Raw genomic sequence first — 26,842 nt, forward strand, 5'->3', positions numbered from 1 at the left:
GGGGTTCGGGCTCAGGAGCCGGCTGCGGTGACGGCTGCCGAGGTCGTCACCGCGGCGGTGATCGCCGCCGTCGAGGCCGCGACGGCGTCCCGCACGCCCTGGGCCGCCCAGCTCCCCTCGGCGATGGCCTTGGCCCGCTTCCGCACCTCGCGGGAGCTCAGCGCTCCGCGGTCCACCACTCGGTGGGCCTGGTCCACCGCGGAGAGCAGGGCGATCAGGCTCGCCGTGCGAGGGTCCGGCTGGGCACCGCCGACCAGGCACCGCTGCAGCCCGGCGCGGACCTCCTGCTCGTGCCGCAGGTCCGCGGCCGGCCAGGTGCGGCTGGGAAAGAGCCCCAGCACGCGCGTCTCCCGCTCCTCCAGGATGCCCCGCGCCACGAGCCGTCGCTGCAGCTCCTCGCGCGTCCCCTTGCCGAGGCGGCCGACGAGGTCCGACGCGGTGCGCGGCTTCTCCGAGACGGTCTGCCAGGCCTGCGCCAGCAGTGGGTCGGGCCGCTCCTGGGACCGGGGCTGACGCGCGTGCACCCGGGGGGTGTGCAGGAGGCCGCGCTTCTCCTCGACCTCGACCGCCTCGTCGAGCGCCAGCTCCACGAGCAGCGCGCCGCCGAACAGCGGGCGGGACTGGGAGGAGGCGGCGAGCCGGCCCTTCTCGTCGTCCATGAGCAGCAGCATCAGGTCCTCGGCGACCAGGGTGGGGGTCTCGGGCATGGGGCGACCCTAGCCGCGGCGGCTCGGCTCGAGGAACGTCACTAGGATCGGGACATGAGCAAAGTCCTCTCCGCAGTTGCCTGGCCGTACGCGAACGGCCCGCGCCACATCGGCCACGTGGCCGGGTTCGGCGTGCCCTCCGACGTCTTCAGTCGGTACATGCGGATGACGGGCCACGACGTGCTCATGGTCTCCGGCTCCGACGAGCACGGCACGCCGATCCTGATCGCCGCCGACGAGGCCGGCATGACGCCCCAGCAGCTGGCCGACAAGAACCACCGGCTGATCGTGGAGGACCTGGTCGGGCTCGGCCTCTCCTACGACATGTACACCCGCACCACCACCCGCAACCACCACGCGGTGGTGCAGGAGATGTTCCGCGGGGTCTACGAGAACGGCTACTTCGTCGAGCAGACGACGTACGGCGCGATCTCGCCGTCCACCGGCCGCACCCTGCCGGATCGCTACATCGAGGGCACCTGCCCGATCTGCGGCACCCCCGGCGCCCGCGGCGACCAGTGCGACGCCTGCGGCAACCAGCTGGACCCGCACGACCTGATCGACCCGGTCTCCCGGATCAACGGGGAGACGCCGGAGTTCATCGAGACCCAGCACTTCTTCCTCGACCTGCCGGCCCTGGCCGAGGCGCTGGGGGAGTGGCTCGACGAGCGGGAGGCCTCGGGCACCTGGCGCCCCAACGTCATCAAGTTCTCCAAGAACATCCTCGCCGAGATCCGCCCGCGGGCGATGACCCGCGACATCGACTGGGGCATCGCGGTGCCCCTGGACGGCTGGCGCGAGAACCAGACGAAGAAGCTCTACGTCTGGTTCGACGCGGTGATCGGCTACCTCTCCGCCTCGATCGAGTGGGCGCGGCGCAGCGGCGACCCCGACGCCTGGCGCGCCTGGTGGAACGACCCGCGGGCGCTGTCGTACTACTTCATGGGCAAGGACAACATCACCTTCCACAGCCAGATCTGGCCGGCCGAGCTGCTGGCCTACAACGGCCAGGGCAGCAAGGGTGGTGCCGAGCACGAGTACGGCCGGCTCAACCTGCCCACCGAGGTGGTGAGCTCGGAGTTCCTCACGATGGAGGGGCGCAAGTTCTCCTCCTCCAAGAAGGTCGTGATCTACGTCGCCGACCTGCTCTCGCGCTACCAGGCGGACGCCTTCCGGTACTTCGTCGCGGCCGCCGGCCCGGAGAACCAGGACTCCGACTTCTCCTGGTCGGAGTTCGTGCAGCGCACCAACTCCGAGCTGGTCGCCGGCTGGGGCAACCTGGTCAGCCGGACCGCGACGCTGGTCGCCAAGAACTTCGGCCAGATCCCGGAGGCGGGTCCGCTCACCGACGAGGACCGACGGATCCTGGACCTCGTCGACGACGCGTTCGGGGTCGTGGGCGAGCAGATCGGCCGCAACCGGATGCGGCACGCGATCACCGAGGCGATGCGCACCGTGGGCGAGGTCAACAAGTACGTCACCGACTCCGAGCCGTGGAAGATCAAGGACGACCCGGAGCGCCTGGCCACCGTGCTGCACGTGATGGCCCAGTGCGTGCAGGACCTCAACACGCTGCTCAGCCCGTTCCTGCCGTTCACCGCCAACGAGGTGGACCGAGCCTTGGGCGGCCTCGGCGACGTGCAGCCGCTGCCGCGGATCGAGGAGGCCGAGGACCTGGACGGCGGGCCCGGCTACCCGGTGATCACCGGCGACTACACCGGCATCCGTCCGTGGCGTCGGCTCCCCGTGCGCCCGGGGACCCCGGTGGAGAAGCCGGCCCCCGTCTTCACCAAGCTCGACCCTGCCGTGGTGGACGACGAGCTGGCCCGGCTGGGACTGGCCTGATGCTGCACCCCCAGGCCCGGGCCGCGCTCGAGGCGGCTGCCGGCGACCAGCGGGTCTCCGACCCGGCCTTCGACGTCGAGGCGGAGCGGGCGCGGGACCGGGCCGCCGCGCTGGCCGGACCGCGCGAGCAGGTGGCGCAGGTGCGCGACCTGGAGGCGGCCGGTGTGCCGGTGCGCTTCTACCGCCCGGCCGTCGACCGGGTGCCGGCCCTGGTGGTCCACCTGCACGGGGGCGGCTTCGTGCTCAACGACGTCGAGGTCCACGACGCCTCGGCGCGCCGGCTGACCAACCGGACGGGGATGGCGGTGCTCAGCGTGGAGTACCGGCGTCCGCCCGAGCACCCGTTCCCCGCGGCGCCCGACGACGTCTCCGCGGTCACGGACTGGCTGGTCGCCGGCGGGCTCGAGGAGCTCGGTCTCGACCCGTCGACCCCGCTGCTGGCACACGGCGACAGTGCCGGGGCCAACCTCGCCCTGGTGGCCGCGCTGCGGCACCCGGGACGGTTCGCGGCCCTGGCGCTGATCTACCCGTTCCTGGACCCCACCATGGCGGGGGAGTCCTACCGCACCGAGGTGCAGGGCTTCGACCCCGCGGACGCTCGCTGGTACTGGGACCAGTACGCCGCGACGCCCGCCGACCTGGAGCACCCGGACCTGGCCCCGCTGCGCTCGGACCGGCTCGGCACGCTGCCGCCCACGCTGGTGGTCACCGCCGAGCACGACCCGCTCCGGGACGAGGGCGAGCTGCTCGCCGGGCGGCTCGCCGAGCTCGGCGTGGAGGTCGTGGGGACCCGCTACCTCGGCATGCTGCACGGCTTCTGGCGCCACCCCGACGCCTACCACGCCGCCGAGCCCCTGATGCGTCAGGTGGCGGCCTTCCTGGGCCAGCACGTCTGAGAGGATGTGGGCATGCGCGTGCACCTCGGTTCTGACCATGCCGGCCTCGAGCTCAAGGACCACCTGATGAACTGGCTGGTCGACGCCGGCCACGAGGCGGTGGACCACGGACCGTTCGTCTACGACGCGGTCGACGACTACCCCGTCTTCTGCCTGCGGGCGGCCGAGGCGGTGGCCGCCGAGCGCGCCGAGGGCCAGATGAGCCTCGGCGTGGTGATCGGCGGCTCGGGCAACGGCGAGCAGATCGCCGCGAACAAGGTGATCGGGATCCGCTGCGCCCTGGCCTGGTCGGAGGAGACCGCGGCGCTGGCCAAGGAGCACAACGACGCCAACGTGGTCTCCGTGGGTGGTCGGATGCACACCCTGGAGGAGATGACCCGCTACGTCGAGGTCTTCCTCACCACCCCGTTCTCCGGCGACGAGCGGCACGTGCGCCGGATCGGCCAGATGGCCGAGTACGAGCAGACCCGTGAGCTCCCGCCCCTGCCGGAGTCGGCGCTGACGGGGCCGGATGCCTGAGGGGCACACCCTGCGTCGGCTCGCCGACGACCTCAGTGCCACCTTCGCCGGCCGCCGCGTCGGCGTCAGCAGCCCCCAGGGCCGGTTCGCCGTCGAGGCGCGTCAGCTCGACGGCGAGGTGCTGGTCGGCGCTGACTCGGCCGGCAAGCACCTGTTCCTGGAGTTCCCCGGCGACCGGTTCGTGCACATCCACCTCGGGCTGATCGGCGGCTTCGCGGTGCACCCCGAGGCCGCGGGCGTGCCACCCCCGGTCGGGCAGGTGCGGCTGCGCCTGGTCGCCGAGGCCGAGCCGGACCGGTCTCCGGCGTACGCCGACCTGCGCGGCGCCACCCGCTGCGACCTGGTCGGCGCGGAGGCCGTCGACTCGGTGCTCGCCCGGCTGGGGCCCGACCCGTTGCGACCGGACGCCGACCCGGACCGGGCCTGGCAGAAGATCCGGCGCAGCCGCAAGCCGATCGGCGAGCTGCTCCTGGACCAGTCGGTCCTGGCCGGCGTGGGCAACGTCTACCGGGCCGAGGTCCTGTTCCGCCAGCGTCTGCACCCGCTGCGCCCGGCCGACACCCTGCGCAGCGGCCAGTTCCTGGCGATCTGGCGCGACCTGGTGGAGCTGATGGCCGAGGGCGTGCGGCTCGGCCGGATCGACACCGTGCGCCCCGAGCACACGCCCGAGGCGATGGGCCGGCCGCCCCGGCGCGACGACCACGGCGGCGAGGTCTACGTCTACCGGAGGACCGGCCAGCCGTGCCTGGTGTGCGGCACCCGGGTGCGCACCGAGCCGCTGGCGGGACGCAACTCGTTCTGGTGCCCCCGATGTCAGCCGTCATTCAGGTCGCGGGCCCTAGGCTCTGGGGCAATCGCACGCAAGGACTCCCATGGCTGAAGCGAACTCGGTGCTCTCCGCGTCCGCCCGACGCGTCCGGCAGCACTACCACCGGGCTGTGCGCACCGGCATGTCCGAGCAGCTGGTGCTGCTCGTGGTGGTGACGCTGCTGATGGCGGCGGCCATCGTCGGCGTGCCCGACTACGCCCCGCTGATCCTGATGGTGCTGCCGATGGCGGTGGCCAGCCTGGTGCTCGGGCCGCGCCAGCTGCCGTGGTTCATCGTCTTCGTCCTGCTGACCCTGGCCGTGACCGTGACCCAGCAGCCCGACATCACGGTCCGGGTGGCGGTGACCGTCGCCGTGCTCTTCGTGCTCGGTTTCATCGTGCTGCTGGCCTCCTTCCGCCGGTCGACCCTGGGGGTGGCGGGGGTGATGGGGGAGTCGATGCTCGTGGACCTGCGAGACCGGATCCTCAAGCAGGGTGCGATCCCGACGCTCCCCGCCCGGTGGAACGTGGCCTGGGAGCTCCGCTCGGCCGGGGGGACGGCCTTCGCCGGCGACTTCGTGGTGGCCAGCCGCTCGCGCGACCGTCTCGAGCTGGCGGTGGTCGACGTCTCCGGCAAGGGCGAGGACGCCGGCACGCGGGCGCTGCTGCTCTCCGGAGCCTTCGGTGGACTGCTCGGGGCCATGTCACCGGCACAGTTCCTCCCTGCTGCCAACGACTACCTGCTGCGGCAGGCGTGGGAGGAGGGCTTCGCCACGGCGATCCACCTCTCCCTGGACCTGGCCACCGGCCACTTCGAGCTCCGTTCGGCCGGCCACCCGCCGGCGGCCGTGCACGACGCGGGCACCGGACGCTGGGGCGTGGTCGTGGCCGACGGCCCGCTGCTGGGACTGATCGAGGACGCCACCTACCCCTCGACCGCCGGGGTGATGCGGCCCGGCGACGCGATGCTGCTCTACACCGACGGGCTGGTGGAGGAGCGTGGCCGGGACATCAGCCTGGGCATCGACCGGATGCTGGGGCAGGCCGAGCGGATCCTGCGCGGCGACTTCGAGGACGGGGCGGCGCGGCTGATCGACGCGCTGGGCTCGCCCGACGACGACCGGGCGCTGCTGATGGTGCACCGGCGCCCCTGATCGGCGCGGGGGTCCGGCGCGAGATGCAGGGCCGGTGGCCTCGGTTACGAGCCTCGCCGCGGATGTGGCAACATGGCTGCGCGCATCGTCGGCGGTGGATTCCACCCGTCCTCAGGCGCGCACGCGGATGTAGCTCAATGGTAGAGCCTCAGTCTTCCAAACTGATTACGCGGGTTCGATTCCCGTCATCCGCTCCAAGGAGCTCTCGGCCGCCTCGGGCGGGGGCGCTTTGGCGGGGCGTAGCGTAGTGGCTAGCGCGCCTGCTTTGGGAGCAGGAGACCGCAGGTTCGAGTCCTGTCGCCCCGACTCCCACCACGTCGTACCACGTCATTCCACCCGTGCTTCAGCCAGAAGCCCACGTAGCCCCCGATGAAGGAGAACACCTGTGAAGAGCGCCGTCGAGAACTTGAGCCCGACCCGGGCCAAGCTGACTGTCGAGGTGCCCTTCGAGGAGCTCAAGCCGAGCCTCGACGCGGCGTACAAGAAGATCGCCCAGCAGATCAACGTTCCCGGCTTCCGCCGGGGCAAGGTGCCCGCCGCGGTGATCGACCGCCAGGTCGGCCGCGGCGTGGTCCTCGACGAGGCCGTCAACCAGGTCGTTCCCGCCAAGTACATCGAGGCCATGCAGTCCGCCGGCCTGGAGCCGCTGGCCCAGCCCGAGATCGAGGTCACCCGCCTCGAGGACAACGACATCCTCGTCTTCACCGCCGAGGTGGACGTCAAGCCCCAGTTCGACCTCCCCGACTACGAGGGCGTCGAGGCCCAGGTCGAGGACGTCGAGGTCACCGACGCCGACGTCGAGGAGCAGGTGGAGGCGCTCCGCGAGCGCTTCGGCACCCTGGTCGACGTCGACCGGGCGGCGGCCGAGGGCGACTTCGTCACCATCGACCTGCGCGCGGCCCAGGACGGCGAGACCGTCGAGGGCGGCGAGGTCTCCGGGATGTCCTACAAGGTCGGTCGCGGCGGCATGCTCGACGGCCTCGACGAGGCCCTGGTCGGCATGAGCGCCGACGAGGAGAAGACGTTCGACTCCCAGCTCGTCGGCGGCGACCTGGTCGGCCAGGACGTCGAGGTGACCGTCAAGGTGACCGGCGTCCAGGAGCAGCAGCTGCCCGAGCTCGACGACGAGTTCGCCCAGATGGCCTCGGAGTTCGACACCGTCGAGGAGCTCACCGCCGACGTGCGCGAGCGGCTCGGCCGGGGCAAGCGCCTGGAGCAGGCTGCGGCCGCCCGCGACGCCGTCCTGGAGGCGCTGCTGGAGAAGGTCTCCATCCCGCTGCCCGACGACCTGGTCACCGACGAGCTCAACGCCCGCCGGCAGAACATCGAGCAGCAGCTGGTCTTCGCCGGCCTGACGATGGAGAAGTACCTCGAGGACGAGGGCCAGACCACCGAGGAGTTCGAGGCGGACCTCGACCGTCGGGTCCGCGACGCGATCACCGCGCAGTTCCTGCTCGACGCGATCGCCAAGAAGGAGGAGCTGGGGGTCGACCAGAACGACCTGTCCCAGCACATGGTGATGCGCGCCCAGCAGTCCGGCCAGGACCCGCAGGAGTTCGCGAACCACATGTTCGAGCACAACCACATCCCGGACCTGGTCCAGGAGATCCTGCGCGGCAAGGCCCTGGCGCAGGTGGTGGAGACCGCGGTGGTCAAGGACGCCTCCGGCGACGTGGTCGACCTGAAGAACCTCCGCCCGGACGGCTCGGTGGGCGAGCCCGCCGCCGCGCCCGAGGCCGAGGAGCAGGACGCCGAGACCGACGACTCCGCCGAGGAGCCGAAGGAAGACGACAAGGCCTGACCGGACCCCCGGCGGCCTCGAGGCCCCCGTCGCGCCCCTTCTCCGGAGGGGCTCGCGACGGGGGCCTCGTCGTGTGCGTCCCGCGTCGTCCGCGCTGTGCGCTGTGGGCGAACAGAGGGCGATATGCCGTGGAACTGTCGGTGCCACGGGCTAGGGTCACAGGCGTGAACCCGAACTCCAGTGCTCCCCAGATCGCACCGCAGATGAACGGTGGCGGTTCCTACGGGCTCGACGACCACATCTACCAGCGGCTGCTCAAGGAGCGGATCGTCTTCCTCGGTTCCGAGGTGCGCGACCAGAACGCGAACGCGATCTGCGCCCAGCTGCTGCTGCTGTCGGCGGAGGACCCGGAAGCCGACATCTTCCTCCACATCAACAGCCCCGGTGGCTCCGTGGACGCCGGCATGGCGATCTACGACACCATGAACTACATCCCCAACGACGTGGCGACCGTGGGCATGGGCCTGGCCGCCTCGATGGGGCAGTTCCTGCTCTGCGCCGGCACCAAGGGCAAGCGCTACGCCCTGCCGCACGCGCGGATCATGATGCACCAGCCCTCCTCCGGGATGGGCGGCTCGGCGTCGGACATCAAGATCCAGGCGCAGCAGTCGCTGCACATCAAGAAGGTGCTCCTCGAGCTGATCGCCCAGCACACCGGCCAGAGCGTCGAGCAGGTGGAGGCGGACGCGGACCGCGACCGCTGGTTCACCGCCGACCAGGCTCTCGAGTACGGGCTGGTCGACCAGGTGATCAAGAGCGCCCGCGAGGCCGCCGACGAGGGTCGTCCGGCCCACTCCTCCGACTCCGACAAGGACTGACAGTGAACTACTACATCCCGCAGTGGGAGGAGCGGACCTCCTACGGGTTCCGCCGGATCGACCCCTACGGCAAGCTCTTCGAGGAGCGCATCATCTTCCTCGGGTCGCCGATCTCCGACGACGTGGCCAACGCCGTGATGGCGCAGCTGCTGTGCCTGGAGACGATGAACCCCGATCAGGACATCTCCATCTACATCAACTCCCCGGGCGGCTCGTTCACCGCGCTGACGGCGATCTACGACACGATGCGCTTCATCAAGCCCGACGTGCAGACCGTCTGCCTGGGTCAGGCGGCCTCGGCGGCCGCGATCCTGCTGGCCGCCGGCACCCCGGGCAAGCGGATGGCGCTGCCCAACAGCCGGATCCTGATCCACCAGCCCTACACCGAGGGCACGTTCGGCCAGACCTCGGACATCGAGATCCAGGCGAACGAGATCCTGCGGATGCGGGAGCTGCTGGAGAAGATGATCGCCGAGCACAGCGGCAAGGACATCGAGACGGTGAGCCGCGACATCGAGCGTGACAAGATCCTGACCGCCGAGCAGGCGGTCGAGTACGGGCTGATCGACTCCGTTCTCCAGCCGCGCTCCAGCGCGCTGGCGCTCGGCTGAGATCGACATCGTCACACGCAGTCAGGTCGGTCTCCGTGTCCCGTCCCCCTGGGGGACGGGCACGGGGTACCGTCTAGGAGTTTCGACGCACCACACCGGGTCCGCCCGGCCTACTCGAAGGATGATCGCCCGTGGCACGCATCGGTGACGGTGGCGACCTGTTGAAGTGCAACTTCTGCGGGAAGAGCCAGAAGCAGGTCAAGAAGCTCATCGCGGGACCCAACGTCTACATCTGCGACGAGTGCATCGAGCTGTGCAACGAGATCATCGAGGAGGAGCTGGCCGAGGGCGCCGAGGTGGGCCTCGAGGAGCTGCCGAAGCCGAAGGAGATCTTCGAGTTCCTCAACTCCTACGTGATCGGCCAGGAGCACGCCAAGAAGTCGTTGGCCGTCGCGGTCTACAACCACTACAAGCGGGTCCAGGCCGGCCTGAGCGGGACGCCCGGCAAGCACCACAAGGACGAGGTCGTCGAGGTCGCCAAGTCCAACATCCTGGTGATCGGCCCCACCGGCTGCGGCAAGACCTACCTGGCCCAGACGCTGGCCCGGATGCTCAACGTGCCGTTCGCCATCGCGGACGCGACCGCCCTCACCGAGGCGGGCTACGTGGGCGAGGACGTGGAGAACATCCTGCTCAAGCTGATCCAGGCCGCTGACTACGACGTCAAGAAGGCCGAGACCGGGATCATCTACATCGACGAGATCGACAAGGTGGCCCGCAAGGCGGAGAACCCCTCGATCACCCGGGACGTCTCCGGAGAGGGCGTGCAGCAGGCGCTGCTCAAGATGCTGGAGGGCACCACCGCCTCCGTCCCGCCTCAGGGCGGGCGCAAGCACCCGCACCAGGAGTTCATCCAGATCGACACCACCAACATCCTCTTCATCGTGGGTGGTGCCTTCGCCGGGCTCGAGCACATCGTCGAGCAGCGCGTCGGCAAGAAGTCGCTGGGCTTCACCGCCGAGGTGCGCGGCGAGGCCGAGCGCGAGGCCGAGGACCTGATGGCGCAGGTGCGCCCCGAGGACCTCACCAAGTTCGGCCTGATCCCCGAGTTCATCGGCCGGCTCCCGCTGATCGCCAGCGTGAGCAAGCTGGACACCGAGGCCTTGGTGCAGATCCTCACCGAGCCCCGCAACGCGCTGGTCAAGCAGTACCAGCGGCTCTTCGAGCTCGACGGGGTCGAGCTGGAGTTCACCGAGGACGCCATCGGCGCGATCGCGGAGAAGGCCCTGGAGCGCGGCACCGGCGCCCGTGGCCTGCGGGCCATCATCGAGGAGGTCCTCCTCCACGTGATGTACGACGTGCCCTCGCGCGGCGACGTCGCGAAGGTGATCGTCACCGACGAGGTGGTCCTCAGCGACGTGGCCCCCACCCTGATCACCCGCGAGCCGGAGAAGAAGAAGCGCTCCGCCTGACGCGGCGCCGCGGCATGGCCCGTTCGTTCCATCCCTTCTAGTCACTTGTGACTATTTGTCCCGAGACGTGCTCGGGACCCCTGTCTGGGGTCCCAGAATGGACAGGACATGTCTTCTCGGGACGGAACAGGACGTCGCATGAGCGCCGAGCACAAGCGGCCGCTGGTCGCCTTCATCACCGTGGCCCTGCTGTGCGGGCTGTTCATGGGACACGCGATCCGCAGCGAGGCGCTCGCCGGGGTCCTGCGGGCGCTGCCCGGCCCGGCGGGTGACCTGCTGCAGCAGCACCGCCCGGAGCGTGGAGACGCGGAGGACGGAGCTCGGGCCGGTGGTCCGAGGGTCGACAAGCCGGTGCCTCCGCCGGCCACGGCGTCCGGGGCCGGCGCTCCGGTGCGCGAGGTGCGCCCGGGAGCGACTCGGCTGGTCGAGGCTCCCTCCGTCGGGCACCCGGCCAAGACCACTCGCCGGACCGTCTCGTCCCGCCCCGGGCCGCGCGTTCCGACGCCCCCCGGGGAGTCGCGCCCGCAGCCGCCCGCTGTGCCGCCGTCCGACCCGCCGGTGCTGACGCCGCCGGTGCCACCGTCGGGGCAGCCCCCGTACGCCCGGCACCCCCGGCACGCGCAGCACCCCGGCAAGGCCCAGCGCCATGGACACGCCCAGCACCCGGGGGAGACGCAGCACCCCGGCAAGCCGCAGCACCCGCTGACCGGGCAGTACCAGGAGCCCCGGACGACGCTGGGTCGTTCCCCGTTCGGCCAGCAGCCGCGGCACCCACAGGGGCGTGGGCCCGTCCCGCCGACCCACCCGGGCCCGCAGGAGCCGCAGGCTTCCCCGGCCCCGACGTCACCTTCCGGCCCGGGCCACTCCTCGCCGGGTCGGGGCCCCCAGTCGTCCGGCTCGGAGCTCTCCGTCCCGGGGTACGGCCACGGGTCGCCGCACGGCCACGGGCTCTCCGGGCCGCCGCGCTCGTCGCGCGGCGGCCGCGGCTGAGGGAACCTCAGGCCCCCGGCGTCGCCACGTCGCCGGCCAGCTCGGCCTCGACGCGGATCTCCTGCGCGTCCTCGTCGACCACGAAGTCGAGGGTCCCGGTGATCTTGCCGGCCTTGCGCAGGTCGTCCGCGGCCGACTCGGCGCCCGCGACCAGGGCCGCGGGCCCCGTGACGGTGACGCTGGCCAGCTCGGTGCGCATCCCGACCTTGGCCTTCGACTTCACCCCGCGCACCCCGGCGAGCGCGGCGGCGACCCCGGTCAGCGACTCCGGGTCGGACGCGGCGGCCGACCCGAGCTCGAGGGCCGTCGGCCAGGCCTGGGTGTGCACGGAGCCGTCACGCCACCAGGACCAGACCTCCTCGGTGACGTAGGGCAGGAACGGCGCCAGGAGCCGCAGCTGCACGTGCAGCGCGACCGCCAGGGCCGCCCGCGCCGACTCGGTGGCGGCGCCGCCGTCCTCGGCGTACGCCCGCTCCTTGACCAGCTCCACGTAGTCGTCGCAGAACTCCCAGAAGAACCGCTCGGTGACCTCGAGCGCGGTGGTGTAGTCGTACTTCTCGAACGCCTCGGTCGCGGTGCGCACCACCTGCGCCAGCCGCCCCATCAGCGCGCAGTCGATCGGCTGGGAGACCGTGACCGGGTTCGGGTCGCTGGCGCCGACGCCGGCGAGCACGAACTTGGCGACGTTGAGCACCTTCATCGCCAGCCGGCGACCGACCTTCATCTGGGTCTCGTCGAAGGGCGAGTCCAGGCCGGGCCGGGCCAGCGCGGCGCGCCAGCGCACGGCGTCCGCGCCGAACTTGTCGAGGATCTCGGTGGGCACCACCACGTTGCCCTTCGACTTCGACATCTTCTTGCGGTCCGGGTCGAGGATCCAGCCCGAGAGCATGGCGTGCGACCACGGGGTGACGTGGTTCTCGAAGTGCGACCGGACCACCCGGGAGAAGAGCCAGGTGCGGATGATGTCGTGGCCCTGGGTGCACAGGTCCATCGGGAAGACGCGGGAGAACAGGTCGTCGTCGGTGCCCCAGCCGCCGGCGATGTGCGGCGTCAGGGACGAGGTCGCCCAGGTGTCCATCACGTCCGGGTCGCCGACGAAGCCGCCGGGCTTGCCGCGCTGCGCCTCCTCGTAGCCGCCGGGGACGTCGGTGGAGGGGTCGATCGGCAGCTCCGCCTCGCTGGGCAGCAGCGGGTGGTCGTAGTCGGGCTCGCCCTCGGCGTCCAGCGGGTACCAGACCGGGAACGGGATGCCGAAGAACCGCTGGCGGCTGATCAGCCAGTCGCCGTTCAGGCCCCGGACCCAGTTGTCGTAGCGGTGCTTCATGTGCTCGGGCAGCCAGGTGATCTCCTGGCCGCGCTCCAGCATCTCGGTGCGCAGTTCCTCGTCGCGGCCGCCGTTGGTGATGTACCACTGGCGGGTGGAGACGATCTCGAGCGGCTTGTCGCCGCGCTCGTAGAAGTTCGCCATCCGCTGGGTCGGCTTGGGCTCGCCGATGAGGTCGCCGCTCTCGCGGAGCAGGGCGACCATCGCCTCCCGGGCGGAGAAGACGGTCTTGCCCGCCAGCTCGGCGTACGCCGTGGCCGCGCGGTCGGCGGTCAGCCACTCCGGGGTCTCCCGGGTGAACCGGCCGTCGCGGCCGATCACGGTGCGCACCGGGAGCTGCAGCTCGCGCCACCAGGTGACGTCGGTGAGGTCGCCGAAGGTGCAGCTCATGGCGATGCCGGCGCCCTTGTCCATCTCCGCTGCGGGGTGGGCCAGGACCGGGATCTCCACGCCGAAGACGGGCGAGGCGACGGTGGTGCCGAAGAGCGGCTGGTAGCGCTCGTCGTCGGGGTGGGCGACCAGGGCGACCACCGACGGGATCAGCTCGGGCCGGGTGGTCTCGATCTCCACGGTCTGGCCGTCCGGGCGGTGGAAGGCGACCCGGTGGTAGGCGCCGGCGTAGTCACGCGACTCCAGCTCGGCCTGGGCGACCGCGGTCTGGAAGGTGACGTCCCACAGGGTCGGAGCCTCCTGGAGGTAGGCCTCGCCCCGGGCGTAGTTGCGCAGGAAGGCGCGCTGGCTGACCACCTGGGCCGGCTTGCTCACGGTCGTGTACTGGTGGTTCCAGTCGACCGAGAGGCCCAGGGTGCGCCACAGCGACTCGAAGACCTTCTCGTCCTCCTGGACCAGCGTGTCGCAGAGCTCGACGAAGTTCGGTCGGCTGACCGGCACCTGACGCTTGGGGTCCGGCTTCTCCGGCGGGGTGAAGTCGGGGTCGTAGGGCAGGGAGGGGTCGCACCGCACGCCGTAGTAGTTCTGCACCCGGCGCTCGGTCGGCAGGCCGTTGTCGTCCCAGCCCATCGGGTAGAAGACGCTCTTGCCGGTCATCCGCTGGTAGCGGGCGATCAGGTCGGTGTGGGTGTAGGAGAAGACGTGGCCCACGTGCAGGGAGCCGCTGACGGTGGGCGGCGGGGTGTCGATGGAGTAGACGTTCTCCCGCGGCTGCGTGCGGTCGAACTGGTAGGTCTGCTCCTCCTTCCACCGCTGCGACCACTTGGTCTCCAGACCCTCCAGCGCCGGCTTGTCCGGTACGACGACGTCGCGCGGCGCGGGCGTCGTCGGGGACGGGTCGGGGGTCTGGTTCTCAGTCATGCCAAGAAGTCTATGAGGGCGGCTCGGCGGCGACGAACCGAGTTCCCGCCGGTGGGCGGGCCACCTACTCTCTGCGCATGACCAGGCTGGAGTTCCACCACGACCCGGCGGCGTTCCTCGCCACGGCAGGCGAGCACCTCGCGGCGGAGCCGGTGACGAGCACGGTGGTGGCCACCTTCGCCGCTCGCGCGGCCGCCGAGGTGGCCGACGGGGTCGTGCAGGACCCCCGCGACTGGTACGTCGTCGTGCGCGCGGAGTCGGGCGCCGTCACCGGCGCGGCGATGCGGACCGCCCCGTTCGCGCCCCGCCCGCTGTTCGTGCTGCCGATGCCCGAGGAGTCGGCCCGGGGGCTCGCCCGGGTCCTGCACGCGCGCGGGGAGCAGGTGGCAGGGGCCAACGGGGCCCTGCCCGCGGTGCGAGCCTTCGCCGAGGAGTCCGCGCGGCTGGCCGGCGGGCGGGTCGTGGTGGAGCAGCACACCCGGCTCTTCGAGCTCCCGGCCCTGGTCCCGCCCCGCCGTCCGGCGCCCGGGCACCTGCGCGCGGCGCGGCTCGAGGAGGCGGAGCTGTGCCTGGCCTGGATCGAGGCGTTCGCCGGGGCGGCCGACGAGCAGGCCGGGCGGCCCGCGGGGAGCCACCACGACCTCGGCGAGGACCTGGGCTCCGTGCGGCGCCGGATCGAGGGTGGCCGCATCTGGCTCTGGGAGGACGGCGGCGAGGTGGTCCACCTGACCGGGACCAACCCGCCGGCCTTCGGTGTGGTCCGGGTGGGGCCGGTCTACACGCCGCGGGAGCGCCGGGGGCACGGGTACGCCAGCAGCGCGGTGGCCGAGGTCTCTCGACGGATCCTCGCCGAGAGGTGGCGGGCCTGCCTCTTCACCGACCAGGCCAACCCGACCTCGAACGCCGTCTACGAGCGCCTGGGGTACGAGCCGCTCGTCGACATGGTCAACCTCGGGGGACTGGCGGGCTGAGCGCCCTGCGGGGCAGGCCATAGACTCGGAGCCACCATGACCGAGTCTGCGCAGCCCCGCCCCGCCGAGACGTTCGCCGAGGCCGAGGACGCCTTGCTCTCCCGCTGGCCGGAGACCAGGCTGGAGCCGTCGCTGGACCGGATCGAGGCCTTCACCGAGCTCCTCGGCGACCCCCAGCGGGCCTACCAGGTGGTCCACCTGACCGGCACGAACGGGAAGACCTCCACCTCCCGGATGATCGACACCCTGCTGCGCACCCTGGACCTGCGCACCGGGCGGTTCACCTCCCCGCACGTGGAGCGGATGACCGAGCGGATCAGCATCGACGGCGAGCCGCTGAGCGACGAGGCGTTCGTCCGCGTCTTCAACGAGGTCGCGCCGTACACGCACCTGGTCGACGCCGACCAGGACCACCCGCTCTCCTTCTTCGAGACGGTGGTGGGCATGGCCTTCGCCGCCTTCGCCGACGCCCCGGTCGACGTGGCGGTCGTCGAGGTCGGCATGGGCGGCTCGTGGGACGCCACCAACGTGGTGGACGCCCAGGTCGCGGTGGTCCTGCCGATCGCGGTCGACCACGCCCAGTACCTCGGCGACAACGCCCCCGCGATCGCGGTGGAGAAGGCCGGCATCATCAAGCCCGGCAGCACCGCCGTGCTCGCGCAGCAGAGCCCCGAGGTCGCGGCCGTGCTGCTGGAGCGGGCCGCGGAGGTCGGCGCCACCGTGGCCCGCGAGGGCGTCGAGTTCGGCGTCGTCTCCCGGGTGCCCGGGGTGGGCGGCCAGATGCTCTCCCTCCAGGGGCTCCACGCCCGGTACGACGACGTCTTCCTGCCCCTGCACGGCGCCCACCAGGCGCAGAACGCCGCGGTCGCGCTGGCCGCGGTGGAGGCGCTGCTCGGCGACTCGCCGCTGGAGGAGGACCTGGTCCGCGCGGCGTTCGCCGAGGTGACCTCGCCCGGGCGGCTCGAGGTGGTCCGGCGCTCGCCGACGATCGTGCTCGACGCGGCCCACAACCCGCACGGCGCCGAGGCGGCCGCGGCGGCGCTGGAGGACTCCTTCGCGTTCTCCCCGCTGGTCGGGGTGATCGGCGTGATGGGCGACAAGGACTACGAGGGGGTGCTCGCCGCCTTCGAGCCGCACCTGGCCCACCTGGTGGTCACCCAGGCCTCAAGCCCGCGGGCGATGCCCGCCGAGCAGCTGGGCGCGGTGGCGGTCGAGGTCTTCGGGGAGGACCGCGTCACCGTGGTGCCCCGGCTGGCCGACGCGATCGACCGGGCCGCGACCCTGGCCGAGGTCGGCCAGGAGCTCGGCGACTCGGTCGGCTCCGGCGCCGTGCTGGTCACCGGCTCGGTGGTCACCGTGGGCGAGGCGCGCACGATGCTGAAGCCGGCGGCGCGGCGCGGGGCGCCGAAGCGCGACCGGCCGCCGGGCTACCGGCAGGTGACGGCCGGGCTCGACACGGCCGCCGGCGTGGAGGGGCCGGACGAGGCCGACGACCTCGACGACCTGCTGGCAGGCCTGCTGGGCGGGTCCGACGACCAGCACGACAGCTTGTACGACGAGGACGACGAGCAGGACGACGAGCACGAGGACGAGCGGTGAGCGACGAGACCCCGACCCCGCGTGTCGCGGAGCCCAACACCGAGCGGTCCCCGCGCCGCGGCATGTGCGCCGCCGTGCTCGGACTGGAGGCGATCGCGCTCGGCCTGACCACCCCGGTGATGGTGACCATCGCCGACGTGCCCGTCCGCACCGCCCTGGTGGTCGGGCTCGGCCTGGCCGTCGTCTCCCTGCTGCTGGCCGGGATGCTGCGCGCCGAGTGGGCCTACAAGGCCGGCTGGGTGCTCCAGGTGGCGGCCGTGGGGCTCGGCTTCGTGATCCCGATGATGTTCTTCCTCGGCGGCGTCTTCGCCGCGTTGTGGGCCACCGCCGACTGGCTGGGTCGCAAGATCGAGCGGGAGCGGGCCCAGGCGTGGGCGGCGTACCGGGCGGACCACCCGCAGGGCTGAGGACCCGACCTGATCCCCGACGTGGTCACCGCTGCGCCAGCGCGGAGACCAGCACCTCCAGCGCCCGGTCCAGCTCGGTGTCGGAGGGTCCGCCGAACCCGACCACCAGGCCGGTGAGCGGGCTGCTGCGGCAGTAGTCGGCCAGCAGGTTGACGACGAACCCCGCCTCCCGGGCTGCGCGCCGCGCCCGCACGGCGCGGTCGTGGGGGAGCAGCCAGGTGGAGTACATCCCGGCGACCGGCCCGGCGAGCTCGGCGTACGGCGACAGCGCGGCGACCACCCGGGGCGCCCGCTCGGCATACGCGCGGCGCGCACTGCGCACCACGGCGTCCACGTACCCGTCGCGGAGCAGGGCCAGGAACGCGCGCTGCACCGGCCAGGGTGGTGCGTCGTGGGTGGTCCTCCGGTGGGCCAGGAGCTCCTCGCGCAGTCCCGGCGGGGCGACCAGCCAGCCGAGGCGCAGTGAGGGCAGCACGGACTTCGACGCCGTGCCCAGGTAGGCGACCCGCGCGGGGTCGAGGGAGGCCAGGGCGGGGACCGGGGCGACGTCGTAGCGGAACTCCGAGTCGTAGTCGTCCTCGACCACCAGGGCTCGGGCGCGCCGTGCGGAGTCCAGGAGGGTCCACCGGTCCGCAGCCGGCATCACCCTGCCCAGGGGGTGCTGGTGCGCCGGGGTGACGTACGCCGCCGCGACCCCGTCGAGGTCGGTCACCGGACTCGTCGCCGGCAGGTCCAGCGCCGTCCGGCCGGACGCCACGACGGTCCGCACCGCGGCGCGGTACCCCGGGTCCTCGAGGGCGACCGGCCCCGCCGGGAGGACGGTCAACAGGTCGCGCAGCCCGGCGGTGGTGCCGGAGGTGAGGACCACGTCGTCCGGCTCGACCGCCAGGCCGCGGACCCGCCCCAGCCGCTCGGCCAGCTGCTCGCGCAGTGCGGGCAGGCCGCGGGGGTCGCCGTACCCACGGGGCGGGGTGGCGGCCGCGACCTCGCGCCAGGCCCGGCGCCACGCGGCGTCGTGGCGCCGGTCGATCCACGGAGTCCCGGCGTCCATCATCACCAGGTCGGGCGACGGTCGCGCGGGCCGGGGAGCGGGGCGCGTGGCGGCGGGACCGGTCCGACCCGCGGCGACCCAGCTGCCCGAGCCCTGGCGGGCCTCCAGCCAGCCCTCCGCCCGCAGCTGGTCCCAGGCCTGCTCCGCGACGGCGCGGGAGACGCCGAGGTCGGCGGCCAGGCGCCGGGTGCTCGGCACCCGCGAGCCGGTGCCCAGGTGCCCGGAGACGATCAGCCGACGGACCTGGTCGGCCAGCTGGACCCCGAGTGGACGCGGGTCGTCGCGATCGACCGACAGCGCGAGGGATGTGCCCATGTGGTGCCTCCAGGTCTCGCCGCTCGCGCCACCCTGCCCAAAAGTGGCCTGTCAGAAATGGTCCCAAGCGGCTCGTGACTACCGGCCACCTGGGGGCCACGCTATCCCCATGACCTCGACCACGGCCCCGCACGACCACGACCTCCCGCTCGAGCCGACGTCCCGGACCCGCGCCACCCGGGGCCGGCACCGGGTGGTCCAGGACCGCAGCAGGCTGCTGGCCCTGCTCCAGGACGCCTACGTCGCCCACGTGGCGGTCTCGCTGGCAGACCACCCGGTGGTCCTGCCGACCGCCTTCGCCATCGATCCCGACGGCCCCGACGAGGGTGGCTCGCTCTACCTGCACGGCTCGGTGGCCGCCGTCTGGCTGGGTGCTGCGCGCGACGCGCAGGTCTGCGTGAGCGTCACCGAGCTCGACGGCCTGGTGCTGGGCCGCTCCGGCTTCCACCACTCGATGAACTACCGGTCCGCGGTGGTGATCGGTACCGCTCGGGTGGTCGAGGACGCCGCGGAGCGACAGCGCGCCCTCGACCTGATCGTGGACCACGTGGTGCCCGGCCGCGCGGCGACCCTGCGGCCCAGCACCCGCAAGGAGCTGGCCGCCACGCTCGTGCTGGCCGTGCCGCTGCTCGAGGCGTCGATGAAGGAGCGCTCCGGCGGCCCGGGCGACGACCCGGCCGACGTGACTGCCGGGGGATGGGGTGGTCACGTGCCCGTACGCCGGGTGCTGGGAGCGCCGGTGCCGGACGCCGACGCTGTGGGTCCGGTCCCGGCAGAGGTGGTTAGGCTGGTCGTATGACCCAGCGCACTCTCGTCCTGTTGAAGCCCGATGCCGTCCAGCGCGGCCTGGTCGGCGAGATCCTCTCCCGCTACGAGGCGAAGGGCCTCTCGGTGGTGGCGATGGAGCTGCGGACGATCGACGCGGCCCAGTCCGACCGGCACTACGCCGAGCACGTCGAGCGCGACTTCTACCCGCCGCTGCGCGAGTTCGTGACCAGCGGTCCGCTGGTCGCGCTGGTGCTCGAGGGCGACTCCGCCGTCGAGGTGGTCCGGGCGCTCAACGGCGCCACGGACGGTCGCAAGGCGGCGCCCGGCACGATCCGCGGCGACCTCTCGCTGTCGAACCGGGAGAACCTGGTGCACGGCTCCGACGGCCTGGAGTCGGCCGCGCGCGAGATCGCGCTCTGGTTCCCCGAGCTCGCCGACTGACCCGTTCCGCGCCGGCGCGCGACGCGCTGCCGACGTCCGCGCGTGTCCTCCCGTGATCGGGTGCGCCCGCTACCTACGCTGAGGGCCTAGCCACATCCGTCACACGTGGCCCCCCTTCCCCACGGACGACCAGCGAAGGCACCTGCGCATGGCGAACAACGTCATCGGCCGCGACATGGCGGTCGACCTCGGCACTGCCAACACGCTGGTCTACGTACGCGGCAAGGGCGTCGTCCTCGACGAGCCCAGCGTCGTGGCGATGAACTCCGTGACCGGCGAGGTGCTCGCGGTCGGCCACGAGGCCAAGCGGATGATCGGCCGCACCCCGGAGACGATCACCGCGATCCGCCCGCTCAAGGACGGCGTGATCGCCGACTTCGACGCCACCGAGCAGATGCTGCGCTACTTCATCCAGCAGGTGCACCGGCGCCGCTACTTCGCCAAGCCGCGGATGGTGATCTGCGTGCCCAGCGGGATCACCGCGGTGGAGCAGCGCGCGGTCAAGGAGGCGGGCTTCCAGGCCGGCGCCCGGCGGGTCTACATCGTCGAGGAGCCGATGGCGGCCGCGATCGGCGCGGGCCTGCCCGTGCACGAGGCGACCGGCAACATGGTCGTCGACGTCGGCGGCGGGACCACCGAGGTCGCGGTCATCTCCCTGGGCGGCATCGTCACCAGCCTGAGCGTGCGGACCGCCGGCGACGACCTCGACCAGGCGATCATGTCGTGGATGAAGAAGGAGTACTCGCTGATGCTCGGCGAGCGCACCGCCGAGGAGGTCAAGATGACCCTCGGCTCCGCCTTCCCGCTGCCCGACGAGCCGGAGGCGGAGATCCGCGGCCGGGACATGGTCTCCGGCCTGCCCCGCACCGTGGTCGTCTCCAGCGCCGAGGTGCGTCACGCCCTGGAGGAGCAGGTCACCGACATCGTGGACGCCGTCCGCGCGACCCTGGACCAGACCCCGCCCGAGCTGGCCGGGGACATCATGGACCGGGGGATCGTGCTGACCGGCGGCGGCGCCCTGCTGCGCGGCCTCGACGAGCGGCTGCGGCACGAGACCGGCATGCCGGTGCACGTCGCCGAGCACCCGCTGGAGTCGGTGGCCTTCGGCGCCGGACGCTGCGTGGAGGAGTTCGAGGCGCTCCAGCAGGTCCTGGTCTCGGACCCCCGGAGGAAGTGATGGCGCCCTTCGACCGGGAGCGCCGCTGGCGCGGGCTCGACGAAGGGCCGAGGCCGCCGCGCGCCACCCTGGTCGCGCTGGTGCTGGCCGCGGCGACCCTGATGACCCTGGACCAGGCCACCGGTCCCGACTCGCCGGTCGACGCGCTGCGCACGGTGGTCGGCGAGGGGTTCGGCCCGGTGGAGACCGCGACCTCCGCGCTGGTGCGGCCCTTCACCGCCGTCCCGACCTGGTTCAAGCAGAAGGACGACCTGCGCGAGGACGTCCGCGAGCTGGAGGCGGAGAACGCCGCCCTGCGCGAGCAGGTCGCCACGGTCGACTACGACCGCAACCGGCTGGCCGAGTTCGAGGGGCTGACCCGGGCCGCCGCCGACCTGGGACGCAGCCTGGTCCCGGCCCGGGTGGTCGGCTACGGCCCCGCCCAGTCCTTCACCCGCACCGTGACCCTGGACGCCGGCTCCGACGCCGGCCTGCGCCCCGACATGACCGTGGTCAACGCCGACGGGCTGGTCGGGCGGGTGCTGCGGGTGACCCGCAGCAGCGCCACCGTGCTGCTCGCGGTCGACGCCCGCTCCGTGGTCGGCGGCCGGATCGGGCGCACCATGGAGCTGGGCTTCCTGCGCGGCGGCGAGGACGGCACGCTGGACCTCGAGCTGCTGGACCAGAAGGTGGTGCCCGCCCAGGGCGACGTGGTGGTCACCTGGGGGAGCGACGGCGCTGGGCCGTACGTCCCCGGCATCCCGGTCGGCCGGGTCACCGACGTCTTCGCCAGCGTCCGCGAGCAGTCCCAGCGCGCGGTGATCGAGCCGTTCGTCGCCTTCTCCTCCCTCGACGTCGTCGGCGTGGTCGTGCCCGACGGGACCGCCACCGACCGGGCGCTGGTCGAGGCGGACGGAGAGATCGGATGAGCCTGGCCCGGGCCGCCGTCGGCCTCCTCGTCGTGCTCCTGGCCCTGGCTCTCCAGGTCTCGCTCTTCCCGCACCTGGCCTGGCAGGGCGTGGTGCCGAACCTCGTGCTGCTGGTCGTGGTGGCCGCGGCGCTCTCCGGGGGCGCCCAGTTCGCGCTGCTGCTCGGCTTCGCCGGCGGCGTGCTGCTCGACCTCGCGCCGCCTGCCGACCACGTCGCGGGCCGCTGGGCGCTCTCCCTGGTGCTGGTCGCCTGGATCGCCTCCCGGGTCCGGCAGGAGACCCGTCCGTCCACCCTCGCCGTGCTCGGGTGCGTGGCCGCCTCCTCCTTCATCGGCACCTCCGTCTTCGCGCTCAGCGGGCTGGTGCTCGGCGAGCCCCTCGGCTCGGTGCCCGAGATCCTCGGGGTGATCGCGGTCGCCGTCCTGTGGGACCTGCTGCTGACCCCGTTCGTGCTGCCGTGGGCGATGAAGGTCTTCGACCGGCTCACTCCGGCCGGCCGGGAGAGGGCGCGCGCCTGATGGCCGTCAGCGGGTCCGAGCGGAGCAGGCTGCGGCTGATCGTCGTCCAGGCCCTGGTCCTCTCCCTCTTCGTCACCCTCTTCGCCCGGCTCTACTACCTCCAGGTCGTCGGCGGTGAGGGCTACCAGGCCCAGGCCGCCGACCAGTCCGTGCGCGACATCGTCGTGCAGCCCCAGCGTGGCCTGGTCGTCGACGCGATGGGCCGCCCCCTGGTGGCCAACCGGCTCTCCTGGGTGATCGCGGTGGACCGCAGCGTCCTGGCCAAGCTCCAGGAGGACGAGCGCGACCAGCTGGTCGAGCGGGTCGCCGCGGTGATCGGGCGCAAGACCACCCACGTGGAGCGCCGGCTCCTGGACTGCGGCGATCCGGGCGCGGTCGCCGGCACCTGCTGGAACGGCTCGCCCTTCCAGCCGGTGCCGGTCGCCACCGACGTCGACCAGGCGGTGGCGCTGCGGGTGCTCGAGCAGCCCGAGGACTACCCCGGCGTGCTGGCCGAGCAGCAGCACGTCCGCGCCTACCCGCGCCCGCACGGGGTGAACCTCGCCCACGTGCTCGGCTACCTGAGCCCGATCACCGAGGAGGAGTTCGACCGGGCCAGCGAGGCCGACGACCGCTCCCTCAACGGCGCCTCGGTGGTCGGCCGCGCAGGTGTGGAGAAGCAGTACGACGCCTGGCTGCGGGGCATGCCCGGCCAGCGCCGGGTCGCGGTCGACTCGATGGGCCGGGTGCTGGGCGACGACGGCGAGGTGGCCGCGACCCCCGGCGACACCCTGGTCACCTCGATCGACGCCAAGGTCCAGGGCGTGGTCGAGCGCGAGCTCGCCCGGTCGATGGCCTACCAGCGCACCCAGGTCGACAAGGTCACCGGACGTCCCTACGAGGCCGACGCCGGCGCCGCGGTGGTGATGGAGACCCGGACCGGGCGGATCGTGGCGATGGCCAGCCAGCCGACGTACGACCCCGGGGTCTGGGTCGGCGGCATCTCCGAGCAGGAGCTGGCCCGGCTCTACTCCGAGGAGGCCGGTACGCCGCTGCTCTCCCGCGCCACCCAGGGGCAGTTCGCCCCCGGGTCGACGTGGAAGCCGTTCATGACGGCCGCCGCGCTGGCGAACGGCTACCGCACGGACTCGACGCTGCCGTGCTCCTCGGGCTTCCAGGTGGGCAACCGGGTCTTCAAGAACTTCGAGTCCGGCGCCTACGGCACGATCGGCTTCGCCAAGGCGCTCGAGGTCTCCTGCAACACCTTCTTCTACCGGATCGGCTACGACTACTGGCAGCGGCTCGGCTCGGACGTGGCCGACGTCGACGCCCGGGACCCGCTGGTCGAGGGCGCCCAGGAGTTCGGCTTCGGCGCCGAGACGGGGATCGACCTGCCGGGCGAGGCGCCGGGCCGGATCGCGGACCGGGAGTGGAAGCGCTCCTACTACGAGTCGCAGAAGGACTACTACTGCGGGATCGCGGGCAAGCCGCAGGACGCCGACACCTCCGACTTCGTCTACCGGTTCGCCCGGGAGTTCTGCGTGGAGGGCTACGCCTACCGCGCCGGCGACGCCGTCAACTTCTCCATCGGTCAGGGCGACACCATCGTCACCCCGCTCCAGCTGGCCCGGGCCTACGCCTCGCTGGGCAACGGCGGCATCCTCTGGGAGCCTCGGATCGGCAAGGCGATCGTCAGCCCCGACGGCACCGTGCTGCGCCGGATCCCGCCCAAGAAGCAGGGGCGCACGAAGGCGTCGAAGCAGACGCTGGCCTACATCGACGAGGCGCTCAAGGGCGTCTCCAGGTCCGGCACGATGGCGTGGAAGTTCGGCGGCTTCCCGCTCGACCAGGTGCAGGTCCGCGCCAAGACCGGCTCCGCCGAGGTCTACGGCAAGCAGACCACCGGCTGGGTGGCCTCCTACACCGAGGACTACGTCGTGGTGATGATGATCAGCCAGGGCGGCACCGGGTCGGGCAGCACCGGCGACTCGATCCGGACCATCTGGGAGACGCTGTACGGCGTCGAGGGCGACCAGGTGCTCCCGCGCAAGGCCGCGATCCCCGGGGTGGTGGCCCCGGGCCGGCTGCCCACGTTCCAGGCCGACGGCACCATCCTCCCGCCCGCGCGGGACAAGTCGTGAACACCCGCGGCGGGCTGCGCGCGCCGGGCTTGGACTGGCTGCTCATGCTGGCGGTGGCGGGTCTGCTCGTGATCGGCACCCTGGCGGTCTGGTCGACCACCTCGGGCCGCGACCTGCTCACCGCCGGCGACCCGACGGCGTACCTGCGCAAGCAGCTGGTCAACGTCGCCATCGGCGTCGTGCTGATGGTGCTGGTGCTGGCCACCGACCACCGGTGGGTACGCATCCTCGCGCCGCTGGTCTACGTCTTCTCCGTCGCCGGCCTGGTGCTGGTGCTGACCATGGGCTCGACGATCAACGGCTCCCGCTCGTGGCTCCAGCTGGGCGGGATGTCGATCCAGCCCTCGGAGTTCGCCAAGCTGGCCGTGGTGGTCGGGATGGCCCTGCTGGTGGCCGAGCGGACCGAGGGCAGCTGGCGCCGCTCGGTCGGCACGGTCGAGGTGGTGGGGATGCTGCTGATCGCGGCCCTGCCGGCGGCGCTGATCATGGGGCAGCCCGACCTCGGCACCATGCTGGTGCTCAGCGCCACCGTCTTCGGCGCGCTCGCAGTGGCCGGGGCACCCCGCCGCTGGCTGGCCGGCCTGCTGGTCGCCGGGGTGGCGGCCGCCGCGCTGGCGGTGAGCGGGGGACTGCTCAAGGACTACCAGCTGGCCCGGTTCATGGCCTTCACCGATCCCGACCTGGACCCGCGGGGGGCCGGCTACAACACCGAGCAGGCGCGGATCGCCGTCGGCAACGGGGGGCTCTACGGCCAGGGCCTCTTCGACGGCTCGCAGACCCAGTCCGGCTTCGTGCCCGAGCAGCACACCGACTTCATCTTCACCGCGGTCGGGGAGGAGCTGGGCCTGCTCGGCGCCGGGCTGGTCATCGCGCTGCTGGGGGTGGTGATCTGGCGGGCGCTCTCGATCGCCGCGGCGACCGACGACATGTTCGGCCGGGTCGCGGCGGCCGGCATCGCGTGCTGGTTCGGCTTCCAGGCGTTCCAGAACATCGGGATGTGCCTGGGGATCATGCCGGTGACCGGCGTGCCGCTGCCGTTCGTCTCCTACGGCGGGTCCTCGATGTTCGCCGGCATGCTGGCGCTCGGCCTGCTGCAGAACGTGCACCTGCGCAACTCCACCAGCCTGCCGACCCGGCTGCTGGTGCCGGTCGGGGCCCGCGGGATCAGGGGCGCCTCGGCGCTCAGGGGTTCATCGACAAGAAGATGAAGGCCGCCAGCAGCACCAGGTGGACCACGCCCTGCAGGGTCTTGGCCCGGCCCTGGACGACGGTGAGCACCGAGACGACCACGGTGATCGCCAGCAGCACCAGCTGCATCGGCATCAGGCCCAGCTCGAGCGGGCCGTCGAGCCAGATCATCGCGATCGCGATGGTCGGGATGGTCAGGCCGATCGAGGCCATCGCCGAGCCGTAGCCCAGGTTGAGGCTGATCTGCACCCGGTCCCGGGAGGCGTTGCGGACCGCGGCGATCGACTCGGGCGACAGCACCAGCAGGGCGATCACCACGCCGACCACGGTGTAGGGCAGGCCCAGGCTGCTGACGCCCTCCTCGATGGTGGGGGAGAGCAGCTTGGCGAGCCCGACCACCGAGACCAGCGAGGCCAGCAGCAGGCCCAGGCTGGTCATCGTCGCCCGGTTGGTGGGCAGGTCGGCGTGCTGGTCGTCGTCGGCGTCCAGCAGCCCGGTGAACAGCCCGAACTCGTCGCTGGAGACCGGGACGAAGAAGTCCCGGTGCCGCACGGTCTGGGTGAAGACGAACGCGCCGTACAGGACGAGCGAGGCGATCGCGGCGAAGGCGAGCTGGGAGGCGGAGAACTCCAGGCCCTCGCCCGAGGTGGTGAAGCCGGGCAGCACCAGGGAGACGCCGGCGAGGGTGATCACGGTCGCCAGCGCGGCGCCGGTGCCGGAGGCGTTGAAGCTCACCAGGTGGTGCCGCAGGGCGCCGACCAGGAGCGAGAGGCCGACGATGCCGTTGAGCGTGATCATCAGGGCCGCGAAGACGGTGTCCCGGGCGTAGGTGCTGGCGCCGGCGCCGCCGCTGGTCATCAGCATGACGATCAGGCCGACCTCGATCACCGTGACCGCGACCGCCAGGATCAGCGACCCGTAGGGCTCCCCGACCTTGTGCGCGACCACCTCGGCGTGGTGGACCGCCGCCAGCACGGCGCCGACCAGGGCGACCGCGATGGCCACCAGCACCGCCCAGTGCTCGTGGTTGGCCCAGGTCGCGGCGAGCAGCGCCAGGGCCACCGGCGGAGTGACGAGCGTCCAGTTGTACCGGCCGTGCAGAGAGGTGGCGCTCATGGGCGCAAACCTAACGGCGGTGCGGGGGCCTGCAGGAATCCGCGTACGCTGGAGCGGATCCCCTGCTT

General features: G+C 72.3%; 24 protein-coding genes and 2 tRNA genes. 22 read left to right on the forward strand and 4 right to left on the reverse strand.

Annotated features, from left to right (window positions below; all coding sequences use genetic code 11):
- Positions 1-11: 11 nt before the first annotated feature.
- Entirely contained in the window at positions 12-707 is a 696-nt protein-coding gene (locus tag H8838_RS06830) for a GOLPH3/VPS74 family protein (RefSeq protein ID WP_181310403.1), read from the reverse strand.
- Positions 708-761: 54 nt separating this feature from the next.
- On the opposite strand from H8838_RS06830, the gene metG reads away from it, so the two are divergent.
- The 12 genes from metG (at position 762) to H8838_RS06890 (ending at position 11,560) form a co-directional block, all read left to right on the forward strand.
- Complete coding sequence (metG, locus tag H8838_RS06835; RefSeq protein ID WP_185995046.1) at positions 762-2,552, forward strand: methionine--tRNA ligase; 1,791 nt, start codon at positions 762-764, stop codon at positions 2,550-2,552.
- Complete coding sequence (locus tag H8838_RS06840) at positions 2,552-3,448, forward strand: alpha/beta hydrolase (protein ID WP_185995045.1); 897 nt, start codon at positions 2,552-2,554, stop codon at positions 3,446-3,448. The genes metG and H8838_RS06840 overlap by 1 nt, the downstream gene beginning before the upstream one ends.
- 12 nt (positions 3,449-3,460) lie before the next feature.
- Complete coding sequence (locus H8838_RS06845; protein WP_181310406.1) at positions 3,461-3,967, forward strand: ribose-5-phosphate isomerase; 507 nt, start codon at positions 3,461-3,463, stop codon at positions 3,965-3,967.
- A complete protein-coding gene (locus tag H8838_RS06850) occupies positions 3,960-4,847 on the forward strand; it encodes an Fpg/Nei family DNA glycosylase (RefSeq protein ID WP_185995044.1) in 888 nt (295 codons plus the stop codon). Before H8838_RS06845 ends, H8838_RS06850 begins: the two co-directional genes overlap by 8 nt.
- The gene (locus tag H8838_RS06855) at positions 4,840-5,928 is read left to right on the forward strand and encodes a PP2C family protein-serine/threonine phosphatase (protein ID WP_181310408.1); all 1,089 of its coding nucleotides are present in this window, start codon (positions 4,840-4,842) and stop codon (positions 5,926-5,928) included. The genes H8838_RS06850 and H8838_RS06855 overlap by 8 nt, the downstream gene beginning before the upstream one ends.
- 123 nt (positions 5,929-6,051) lie before the next feature.
- Positions 6,052-6,125: transfer RNA gene (locus H8838_RS06860), tRNA-Gly, on the forward strand.
- A 36-nt stretch (positions 6,126-6,161) separates the two neighbouring features.
- A tRNA-Pro gene (locus H8838_RS06865) sits at positions 6,162-6,234 on the forward strand.
- A 79-nt stretch (positions 6,235-6,313) separates the two neighbouring features.
- Positions 6,314-7,729 carry a trigger factor gene (gene tig, locus H8838_RS06870; RefSeq protein WP_185995043.1) on the forward strand — a complete coding sequence of 472 codons (1,416 nt, stop codon included), beginning with the start codon at positions 6,314-6,316 and terminating at the stop codon, positions 7,727-7,729.
- Positions 7,730-7,932: 203 nt separating this feature from the next.
- Positions 7,933-8,547, forward strand: coding sequence for an ATP-dependent Clp protease proteolytic subunit (locus tag H8838_RS06875; protein ID WP_181310840.1), 615 nt, complete (start codon positions 7,933-7,935; stop codon positions 8,545-8,547).
- A gap of 2 nt (positions 8,548-8,549) precedes the next feature.
- Positions 8,550-9,158, forward strand: a complete 609-nt coding sequence (locus H8838_RS06880) for an ATP-dependent Clp protease proteolytic subunit (RefSeq protein WP_181310410.1) — start codon at positions 8,550-8,552, stop codon at positions 9,156-9,158.
- Positions 9,159-9,289: 131 nt separating this feature from the next.
- A complete protein-coding gene (clpX, locus tag H8838_RS06885; protein WP_181310411.1) occupies positions 9,290-10,570 on the forward strand; it encodes an ATP-dependent Clp protease ATP-binding subunit ClpX in 1,281 nt (426 codons plus the stop codon).
- A 138-nt stretch (positions 10,571-10,708) separates the two neighbouring features.
- A complete protein-coding gene (locus H8838_RS06890) occupies positions 10,709-11,560 on the forward strand; it encodes a hypothetical protein (RefSeq protein WP_185995042.1) in 852 nt (283 codons plus the stop codon).
- A gap of 7 nt (positions 11,561-11,567) precedes the next feature.
- Here H8838_RS06890 and valS read toward each other — a convergent pair whose 3' ends face one another.
- A complete protein-coding gene (valS, locus tag H8838_RS06895; RefSeq protein WP_181310413.1) occupies positions 11,568-14,195 on the reverse strand; it encodes a valine--tRNA ligase in 2,628 nt (875 codons plus the stop codon).
- A gap of 77 nt (positions 14,196-14,272) precedes the next feature.
- Between valS and H8838_RS06900 the strand changes: the two genes are divergently transcribed.
- From H8838_RS06900 to H8838_RS06910, 3 genes are read left to right on the forward strand one after another with little or no spacing between them, the layout of a single operon-like run.
- Positions 14,273-15,166, forward strand: a complete 894-nt coding sequence (locus H8838_RS06900) for a GNAT family N-acetyltransferase (RefSeq protein ID WP_185995041.1) — start codon at positions 14,273-14,275, stop codon at positions 15,164-15,166.
- 36 nt (positions 15,167-15,202) lie between these two features.
- Entirely contained in the window at positions 15,203-16,765 is a 1,563-nt protein-coding gene (gene folC / locus H8838_RS06905) for a bifunctional tetrahydrofolate synthase/dihydrofolate synthase (protein WP_185995040.1), read from the forward strand.
- A complete protein-coding gene (locus tag H8838_RS06910) occupies positions 16,762-17,172 on the forward strand; it encodes a DUF4233 domain-containing protein (RefSeq protein ID WP_224766439.1) in 411 nt (136 codons plus the stop codon). The genes folC and H8838_RS06910 overlap by 4 nt, the downstream gene beginning before the upstream one ends.
- A 25-nt stretch (positions 17,173-17,197) precedes the next feature.
- Here H8838_RS06910 and H8838_RS06915 read toward each other — a convergent pair whose 3' ends face one another.
- Complete coding sequence (locus H8838_RS06915) at positions 17,198-18,538, reverse strand: aminotransferase-like domain-containing protein (RefSeq protein ID WP_185995039.1); 1,341 nt, start codon at positions 18,536-18,538, stop codon at positions 17,198-17,200.
- Positions 18,539-18,647: 109 nt separating this feature from the next.
- On the opposite strand from H8838_RS06915, the gene H8838_RS06920 reads away from it, so the two are divergent.
- The 7 genes from H8838_RS06920 (at position 18,648) to rodA (ending at position 25,678) form a co-directional block, all read left to right on the forward strand.
- Positions 18,648-19,337 (forward strand): pyridoxamine 5'-phosphate oxidase family protein, encoded by a 690-nt coding sequence (locus H8838_RS06920; RefSeq protein WP_185995038.1) that lies wholly within the window; start codon positions 18,648-18,650, stop codon positions 19,335-19,337.
- Positions 19,334-19,747, forward strand: a complete 414-nt coding sequence (gene ndk / locus H8838_RS06925) for a nucleoside-diphosphate kinase (RefSeq protein ID WP_181310418.1) — start codon at positions 19,334-19,336, stop codon at positions 19,745-19,747. The genes H8838_RS06920 and ndk overlap by 4 nt, the downstream gene beginning before the upstream one ends.
- A 148-nt stretch (positions 19,748-19,895) precedes the next feature.
- The gene (locus H8838_RS06930) at positions 19,896-20,924 is read left to right on the forward strand and encodes a rod shape-determining protein (RefSeq protein WP_185995037.1); all 1,029 of its coding nucleotides are present in this window, start codon (positions 19,896-19,898) and stop codon (positions 20,922-20,924) included.
- Positions 20,924-21,832: a rod shape-determining protein MreC gene (gene mreC, locus H8838_RS06935; protein WP_181310420.1), complete on the forward strand. Its 909-nt coding sequence runs from the start codon at positions 20,924-20,926 to the stop codon at positions 21,830-21,832. Before H8838_RS06930 ends, mreC begins: the two co-directional genes overlap by 1 nt.
- Complete coding sequence (gene mreD / locus H8838_RS06940; RefSeq protein ID WP_181310421.1) at positions 21,829-22,350, forward strand: rod shape-determining protein MreD; 522 nt, start codon at positions 21,829-21,831, stop codon at positions 22,348-22,350. The genes mreC and mreD overlap by 4 nt, the downstream gene beginning before the upstream one ends.
- Positions 22,350-24,470, forward strand: coding sequence for a penicillin-binding protein 2 (gene mrdA, locus H8838_RS06945; protein WP_181310422.1), 2,121 nt, complete (start codon positions 22,350-22,352; stop codon positions 24,468-24,470). Before mreD ends, mrdA begins: the two co-directional genes overlap by 1 nt.
- Positions 24,467-25,678 (forward strand): rod shape-determining protein RodA, encoded by a 1,212-nt coding sequence (gene rodA, locus H8838_RS06950; RefSeq protein ID WP_224766440.1) that lies wholly within the window; start codon positions 24,467-24,469, stop codon positions 25,676-25,678. Before mrdA ends, rodA begins: the two co-directional genes overlap by 4 nt.
- On the opposite strand, the gene H8838_RS06955 is transcribed toward rodA, so the two are convergent.
- Positions 25,653-26,774: a calcium:proton antiporter gene (locus H8838_RS06955; RefSeq protein ID WP_181310423.1), complete on the reverse strand. Its 1,122-nt coding sequence runs from the start codon at positions 26,772-26,774 to the stop codon at positions 25,653-25,655. The two genes, rodA and H8838_RS06955, sit on opposite strands and share 26 nt — an antisense overlap.
- Positions 26,775-26,842: the final 68 nt, after the last annotated feature.

Origin of the sequence: Nocardioides campestrisoli (genome assembly GCF_013624435.2) — a bacterium.
Taxonomy (GTDB): domain Bacteria; phylum Actinomycetota; class Actinomycetes; order Propionibacteriales; family Nocardioidaceae; genus Nocardioides; species Nocardioides campestrisoli.

Coding starts and splice junctions, on each gene's coding strand:
- H8838_RS06900 (WP_185995041.1), top strand. CDS start 14,273: ATGACCAGGCTGGAGTTCCACCACGACCCGGCGGCGTTCCTCGCCACG.
- H8838_RS06855 (WP_181310408.1), top strand. CDS start 4,840: ATGGCTGAAGCGAACTCGGTGCTCTCCGCGTCCGCCCGACGCGTCCGG.
- H8838_RS06920 (WP_185995038.1), top strand. CDS start 18,648: ATGACCTCGACCACGGCCCCGCACGACCACGACCTCCCGCTCGAGCCG.
- mrdA (WP_181310422.1), top strand. CDS start 22,350: ATGGCCGTCAGCGGGTCCGAGCGGAGCAGGCTGCGGCTGATCGTCGTC.
- metG (WP_185995046.1), top strand. CDS start 762: ATGAGCAAAGTCCTCTCCGCAGTTGCCTGGCCGTACGCGAACGGCCCG.
- H8838_RS06890 (WP_185995042.1), top strand. CDS start 10,709: ATGAGCGCCGAGCACAAGCGGCCGCTGGTCGCCTTCATCACCGTGGCC.
- ndk (WP_181310418.1), top strand. CDS start 19,334: ATGACCCAGCGCACTCTCGTCCTGTTGAAGCCCGATGCCGTCCAGCGC.
- folC (WP_185995040.1), top strand. CDS start 15,203: ATGACCGAGTCTGCGCAGCCCCGCCCCGCCGAGACGTTCGCCGAGGCC.
- H8838_RS06955 (WP_181310423.1), bottom strand. CDS start 26,774: ATGAGCGCCACCTCTCTGCACGGCCGGTACAACTGGACGCTCGTCACT.
- H8838_RS06845 (WP_181310406.1), top strand. CDS start 3,461: ATGCGCGTGCACCTCGGTTCTGACCATGCCGGCCTCGAGCTCAAGGAC.
- H8838_RS06930 (WP_185995037.1), top strand. CDS start 19,896: ATGGCGAACAACGTCATCGGCCGCGACATGGCGGTCGACCTCGGCACT.
- mreD (WP_181310421.1), top strand. CDS start 21,829: ATGAGCCTGGCCCGGGCCGCCGTCGGCCTCCTCGTCGTGCTCCTGGCC.
- H8838_RS06840 (WP_185995045.1), top strand. CDS start 2,552: ATGCTGCACCCCCAGGCCCGGGCCGCGCTCGAGGCGGCTGCCGGCGAC.
- mreC (WP_181310420.1), top strand. CDS start 20,924: ATGGCGCCCTTCGACCGGGAGCGCCGCTGGCGCGGGCTCGACGAAGGG.
- valS (WP_181310413.1), bottom strand. CDS start 14,195: ATGACTGAGAACCAGACCCCCGACCCGTCCCCGACGACGCCCGCGCCG.
- H8838_RS06915 (WP_185995039.1), bottom strand. CDS start 18,538: ATGGGCACATCCCTCGCGCTGTCGGTCGATCGCGACGACCCGCGTCCA.
- H8838_RS06830 (WP_181310403.1), bottom strand. CDS start 707: ATGCCCGAGACCCCCACCCTGGTCGCCGAGGACCTGATGCTGCTGCTC.
- H8838_RS06850 (WP_185995044.1), top strand. CDS start 3,960: ATGCCTGAGGGGCACACCCTGCGTCGGCTCGCCGACGACCTCAGTGCC.
- H8838_RS06875 (WP_181310840.1), top strand. CDS start 7,933: ATGAACGGTGGCGGTTCCTACGGGCTCGACGACCACATCTACCAGCGG.